At 66.3% G+C, this 5,998-nt stretch carries 7 protein-coding genes; 4 read left to right on the top strand and 3 right to left on the bottom strand.

From position 1 onward, the window contains the following. Positions 1-96 precede the first annotated feature (96 nt). From IRZ12_RS14860 to IRZ12_RS14850, 3 genes are read right to left on the bottom strand one after another with little or no spacing between them, the layout of a single operon-like run. Positions 97-912 (bottom strand): NRDE family protein, encoded by an 816-nt coding sequence (locus IRZ12_RS14860; protein WP_296469952.1) that lies wholly within the window; start codon positions 910-912, stop codon positions 97-99. A gap of 2 nt (positions 913-914) precedes the next feature. Next, entirely contained in the window at positions 915-1,223 is a 309-nt protein-coding gene (locus IRZ12_RS14855; RefSeq protein WP_296469950.1) for a DUF4936 family protein, read from the bottom strand. A 22-nt stretch (positions 1,224-1,245) separates the two neighbouring features. Beyond that, the gene (locus IRZ12_RS14850) at positions 1,246-2,235 is read right to left on the bottom strand and encodes a folate-binding protein (protein WP_296469948.1); all 990 of its coding nucleotides are present in this window, start codon (positions 2,233-2,235) and stop codon (positions 1,246-1,248) included. A 68-nt stretch (positions 2,236-2,303) separates the two neighbouring features. Between IRZ12_RS14850 and mltG the strand changes: the two genes are divergently transcribed. From mltG to IRZ12_RS14830, 4 genes are all read left to right on the top strand, one after another. Beyond that, a complete protein-coding gene (gene mltG, locus IRZ12_RS14845) occupies positions 2,304-3,371 on the top strand; it encodes an endolytic transglycosylase MltG (protein ID WP_296469946.1) in 1,068 nt (355 codons plus the stop codon). After that, positions 3,368-4,012: a dTMP kinase gene (gene tmk / locus IRZ12_RS14840; RefSeq protein ID WP_296469942.1), complete on the top strand. Its 645-nt coding sequence runs from the start codon at positions 3,368-3,370 to the stop codon at positions 4,010-4,012. Before mltG ends, tmk begins: the two co-directional genes overlap by 4 nt. Next, a complete protein-coding gene (gene holB / locus IRZ12_RS14835; RefSeq protein WP_296469938.1) occupies positions 4,009-5,094 on the top strand; it encodes a DNA polymerase III subunit delta' in 1,086 nt (361 codons plus the stop codon). Before tmk ends, holB begins: the two co-directional genes overlap by 4 nt. 72 nt (positions 5,095-5,166) lie before the next feature. Then, a complete protein-coding gene (locus tag IRZ12_RS14830; RefSeq protein WP_296469935.1) occupies positions 5,167-5,937 on the top strand; it encodes a TatD family hydrolase in 771 nt (256 codons plus the stop codon). The last annotated feature ends 61 nt before the right edge of the window (positions 5,938-5,998 follow it).

Raw genomic sequence — 5,998 nt, 5'->3', positions numbered from 1 at the left:
GGTCGAAGTGAAAACCTACGCGGGTGTCGTCCACGGCTTCTACAACATGGGGGGCGCATTGCGCGCGGCGCGCCGCGCCCATCGCGATACGACGGATTACCTTCGTTCGGTATTCGGGACGGCGAACGTTACCTGACGCCATGCCGCCGGGGCCAGGCGGCGCGCCTGCTCGGCGTTCTCGAAACTGCGTTCGGACGCTTCGACCCGCCCATCCCGGGTCACCTGCAGCACGGTTTGCGCACGCGTGCCGTAATCAGGGGTCACGATGAAGGCTGCCGACAGCGCCCGTTCACGCTCGATGCTGATGCCGGTGCTCGGCAACTCGGCATCATCCGCGATGGTCGTATCGCTCAACATTTGCAGGTAGGCAGGCGTGCGCGCGTCGGCCGCCTTGAGCGTAGCCAGCGCCGCCGTCGTGCGCACGACTTTGGGCCAAGGCGTGTCCAGCATCGCGTTCGAAAGCCCATACACGCCCGCAGTCAAGGCTTCGGGCGGCGTGGCGGGGTAACCGCGGCGGTGCGACAGGTACCACAGGGAGGGCGTACGGGCGAAAAGATCGCCAACCAGCAGGTTGAACCCATTGTAGGGCTCGGCGCGCTTGGACAGCTGCCGCAAGTAGGCGGCGGGAGAGCAATCCGCGGCAAGGAAATCGGTCACGAGCTTGCCCCGCGACGGGGCATGCGGATCGTGCCGCCCCGCCTCGCGGTAATTGGTGATCGCCGCAAATCGCCCCTGGCGGGTGATCCCCATCCAGGTACCACCGGCTGCCAGGTCACGTCCGGCCCAAATGTCGGGCAGGTCCGGCCACCAGTCGGCAGGAGCCGTCGGACGGGCGTAGAACTCGTCGCGGTTGGCCACGAACAGCAAAGTCGTCGGACCGCGCGGATCCCAGGCAAAGGCGATCAGGCACATGGTCAGGCTTCCCATCCTGCCGCATCGGCAGGCAGTTCGGCAAAAACCTCGCTGCGGCGCGGCCCCGCCAAGAAGGTCGCGAGCCCGGTCTCCTTCACGGCAGCATCCAAGGCGTTACTTAGCCGGGCCACGTCATCGACACCTTCGTACACCTCCATCCAGGTCGCGACGCCTCCCTCCACCTCGGGCCGGGCCAGCAGTGCGACCCGCCGGCTCCACGGACGCCCGGCCTCAAGCACCCTCCGTGCGGGCTCGAGCGCGCGGCGCCGTTGTGCTTCGTGCAGTTTGTAGTACACGTAGAGGTAGTTCATCGCGGCTCCAAGGCTCCGGCGTTTACGCCGGCGAGGTTGACTCGGGCAGGGCGTAGGGAAGGGGAACGGCCACGATGGCCGGGCCCGTCGGCGACCCCGCGTGCAGCGGGGCAGGGCCGCCCGCGGCGCCCAATGAGCACTCGTAGAGCACAGCCAGGCCGCCGCCGTCCCGCGCAGCGTTGACGATGCGCCCGCACGGCTGCTCTTCGCCTTCCTGGAAAATGTCGGCACCGACCAGGGCATCGGCATCCGCGGCCTGCGCAAGGCGGCCGGCGAACATGCGGCGCTTGAGCTTGCCCAGGTAATGGCTGCGCGCGACGACTTCCTGCCCCGGGTAGCAGCCCTTGGTGAAACTGACGCCCCCCACCAATTCGAAATTGATCATCTGGGGCACGAAAAGGTCTTGCGTGGCGGAGACGATCCACGGCAACCCCTCGACGATGTCCGCCGCCCGCCAGGCGTGGATGAGATCCACATCGGCCGAAGAGGGTAGTACCTCGCCGAGCTGCTGCATCTGCTCGGCCGAACCTATCCACCACCACCGGGGACCTCCCTGCGCAGACGGCGCGGCGATCCAAGTACCGTTAGGCAGCTCGGTGCGGGACCATGCCTCGGCGGACGGCGTGCCTTCAACCGCGTGCAATGCCGACGCATCGCCACCGCCCCACACGCCGGCCACGCGCAGCGGCGCAACGGAAAGGGTCACCTTGGCCCGCAGCACGTACATCGAAAGCCGCTTGCGCAGTGACTCGGCCAGGCTGGCATCCACCATGGCCAGCACGCGAGGCACCTCGCCGTCGGCCACCCGAGGCCGCCAGATCACGGCGCTGGCCAACATCCGCCCCTTGGCGGTGCAATAGCCGGCGAGCCGCGCATCGGCATCGCCGAGCTTCTTGACGTCTTGCGTCAGCTGCCCCTGCAGAAAGTCGACGGCATCCGCCCCATTGGCCTCGATCACTGCCAAGTGATCGAGCGGCACCATGCGTGCAGAAGCGGCACGCGGCTCCCTCACAGATAAAATCTCTTGGACGGACATCTTGAAACAGTCGCTGAAGTCGATCGAAGTATTATAGGCAGCCCATGCCCAAACGACATTTTTCCCTCAAACGCGCGCTGGCCGTTTCTGCCTTGACGCTGATGCTGGTGCTGGCGGTCGCCGTGGGCGCCGGCGTGGCATGGCTGCGCATGCCGCTCTCGCTCCCCGCCGACAAAGTGGACTTCGTCATCGACGAAGGCACGTCCATGCGCGGCATTGCGCACCGGATCCGCGAGGCGGGCATCGGCGTGCCGGCGGAAGCCCTCATCGCACTGGCGCGCCTGACCGGCGCAGACCGCCGCATCAAGGCCGGCGGCTATGAAGTCGTGCGCGGCGAATCGCTGTGGACGCTGGTCAAGCGCCTCTCGCGCGGCGACGTAACCCAGCGCGAAATCACCTTCATCGAAGGTTGGAACTTCCGGCAGATACGCGCGGCGCTGCGGCGCCATCCCGACATCCGGCAAACGCTCGACGACGTCGACGACGCCACCGTGGCCGCGATGATAGGCGCGTCCACCAGCCATCCCGAAGGCTTGTTCTTTCCCGACACTTATCTGTTCGCCGCCGGCTCCAGCGACATCGACATCCTGCGCCGGGCCTATCGCGCCCAGCAGCGGGAACTCGCCGAGATATGGAACCAGCGCGACCCGGACCTGCCGCTGGGCTCGCCGTACGAGGCGCTCATCCTGGGTTCCATCATCGAAAAGGAAACTGGGCTGGAAGCCGACCGCAGGCGCATCGCCGGCGTGTTCATCAACCGCCTGAAACTGGGCATGCCGCTTCAAACCGACCCGACCGTCATTTACGGCCTCGGTGAGAACTTCGACGGCAACCTGCGCCGCCGCGACCTGCAGACCGACACGCCCTGGAATACGTACACGCGGCGCGGACTGCCGCCCACGCCCATCGCCAACCCTGGCCGCGCGTCGCTGCTGGCCGCGGTCCAGCCTGAAAAGCACAAGTACCTCTACTTCGTGTCACGGGGAGACGGCAGCAGCGCCTTTTCGGAAACCCTGGAGGCCCACAACCGTTACGTCGCGCGCTACCAGCTCGGACGGGGGCAGGGTGCGCGCACGACGGGGCAGGCCGCGAAGGACGCAGTGCAGCCATGACACATCCCGCTATGCGCCGAGGCCGTTTCATCACGCTCGAAGGCGTGGACGGCGCCGGCAAGAGCACCCACCTGGCGTGGCTCGTGGAGCAACTGCGCAGGTACGGCCTGGACGTGGTACAGACCCGCGAACCCGGCGGCACGCCGCTGGCGGAAAAGCTGCGCGAACTGCTGCTCACCGAGTCCATGCGGCTCGATACGGAAACGCTCTTGATGTTTGCGGCACGCTGCGAACACGTACGCACCGTCATCGAGCCGGCGCTGGCCGAAGGCAAGTGGGTGGTGTGCGACCGCTTCACCGATGCCACGTACGCCTACCAGGGAGGAGGCCGCGGGCTGCCGCGCGAGCGCATCGCGATCCTGGAACAATGGGTGCACGGCGACCTGCAACCGGACATGACGTGGCTGTTCGACGTTCCGCTCTCGGTATCCCGTGAGCGCTTGGGCCGCAGCCGCGCGCTCGACCGTTTCGAACGCGAAAACGACGCGTTTTTCGAGCGCACGCGTGCCGCATACCATGCCCGGGCCCAGGCCGATCCGGCGCGGTTCCGCATCGTCGATACCACGCGCCCCATGGCCCAGGTCCGCGAAGACCTGCTGGCCCAGCTCGACGACTACGTCAGGTCGTGGCACCGCTCATGAGCCTGCCTCGTTTCTATCCCTGGCAAACCGAGGTGGCCCGCTCCTGGCTTGGCCCGGAGCAGCGCGAACGCTTTGCGCATGCTTGGCTGATCCACGGCCTGGCCGGCATCGGCAAGGTGGAATTCGCCCGCGCCGCGGCGGCTAGCCTGCTTTGCGAATCGCCCGACGGCGCCATGGCATGCGGCCATTGCCCTGCATGCACCTGGTACGCATCCGGCAACCACCCGGACTTTCGCCGCGTTCGCCCCGAAGCGGTGGCGCTGGCCGAGGGACAGGCGGAAGAAGCGGTGACGGACGAAGCGGGCGGCGATGCCGAGGAAAAAAAAGCCGGCAAGCGTGCGCCGTCGCGAGAAATACGCATCGAACAAATCCGGGCCCTCGAATCATGGGCCAATACCGGCACCCACCGCGGCGGCCTGCGCATCGTGCTGCTGTATCCGGCGGAATCGCTCAACACGATTTCCGCCAACGGCCTGCTGAAAATTCTTGAAGAACCGCCTCCGCAAACGGTTTTTCTACTGGTAGCCGACGCGCCGGACCGCCTGCTGCCGACGCTGGTATCCCGCTGCCGCCGGCTACCCCTCGGCACGCCGGATCGCGAGTCGGCGCTCGCCTGGTTGCAAGAGCAGGGCGTGGAGAATGCCGCAGCCCAATTGGCCGCTGCGGGCGGCGCCCCCGTCGCGGCATGGAGGCGCGCGCAGGCCGGGATCGCCCCCCGGGCTGCCTGGCTCGATACGCTGGCGAGCGCGCTGGCGCAGGCTCGATCGCCTGACATCGGGCAGATCGTCGACGCCTTGGACAAGGCCCCGGCCGCCGACTGGCTGGATGCCCTGCAGCGCCTGCTCACCGACGTCGCCCTGGCACAGGTTGGCGTGCCACCCCGGTATTTTCCTGAGCTGGCCGGCCAAACATCGAAGATAGCCGCGAGGGCGGACCGGACCCGGGTTGCGGAGCTGTCCCGCTGGCTCAACCGCCAGCGCGCCATCGCCGACCATCCGCTCAATGCCCGCCTATTTGCGCAGGATGTCCTCGCCCAGGCCTGCACGGCGTTGCTCGGGGCGCGCCAGCGCGCCGCGGCCTGACGGGACCTTCCGCCAGCGGGAAAATTCGCGCCGTTGTTACTATAGATTCTGCTTTCATTCCCGATTCCCGCCATGTTTGTCGATTCGCACTGTCATTTGGATTTTCCCGAGCTGGCCGCGCAACTGCCCGATATCCTCGAGCGCATGCGCGCCAACCGCGTCACGCACGCACTGTGCGTCAGCGTCAATCTCACCGATTGGCCGCGGCTGGTTCAGTTGGCCCAGGAACATGCGCACATCTGGGCGTCTGTCGGGGTACATCCAGATTACGAAGACACGCCCGAGCCCTCGGTCGAACAGCTGGTCGAACTGGCCGCCACGCCCAAGGTCGTGGCCATCGGAGAAACCGGCCTCGACTATTACCGGCTTACTGGTGACCTGGAGTGGCAGCGGGAGCGCTTCCGCCGCCATATCCGGGCGGCAAAGGAAACGGGCAAGCCCCTGATCATCCACACGCGCTCCGCGGCGGAAGACACGTTGCGCATCATGCAGGAAGAGGGCGCAGCCGAGGTCGGTGGCGTCATGCATTGCTTTACCGAGTCCCAGGAGGTGGCCGACGCCGCCATCGGCATGAATTTCTACATTTCGTTTTCCGGCATCGTGACCTTCAAGAACGCGAAAGCCCTCCAGGAGGTGGCCCGCAACGTGCCGCTCGACCGGATCCTGATCGAAACCGATTCTCCCTACCTGGCGCCGGTTCCCCACCGCGGCAAGCTCAATGACCCCTCCAAGGTGATCCACGTTGCCGAAAAAATTGCCGAGCTCCGGGGCGTTCCGTTGGAAACCGTCTCCCAGGCGTCGACACAGAATTTCTTTAATCTTTTCAAGGACATAAAACACTAAGGAACCTCTGCACTACCCCGCCCACTCGTTCGTGGCGACGAGTTCAGGGTCAATATCGTTT

It is taken from the genome of Pigmentiphaga sp., assembly GCF_019689535.1.
In the GTDB taxonomy this organism is placed as follows: domain Bacteria; phylum Pseudomonadota; class Gammaproteobacteria; order Burkholderiales; family Burkholderiaceae_B; genus Pigmentiphaga.
Note: the sequence above shows the minus strand (reverse complement) of the source record. Positions and strands in the feature narration are given on the sequence as shown.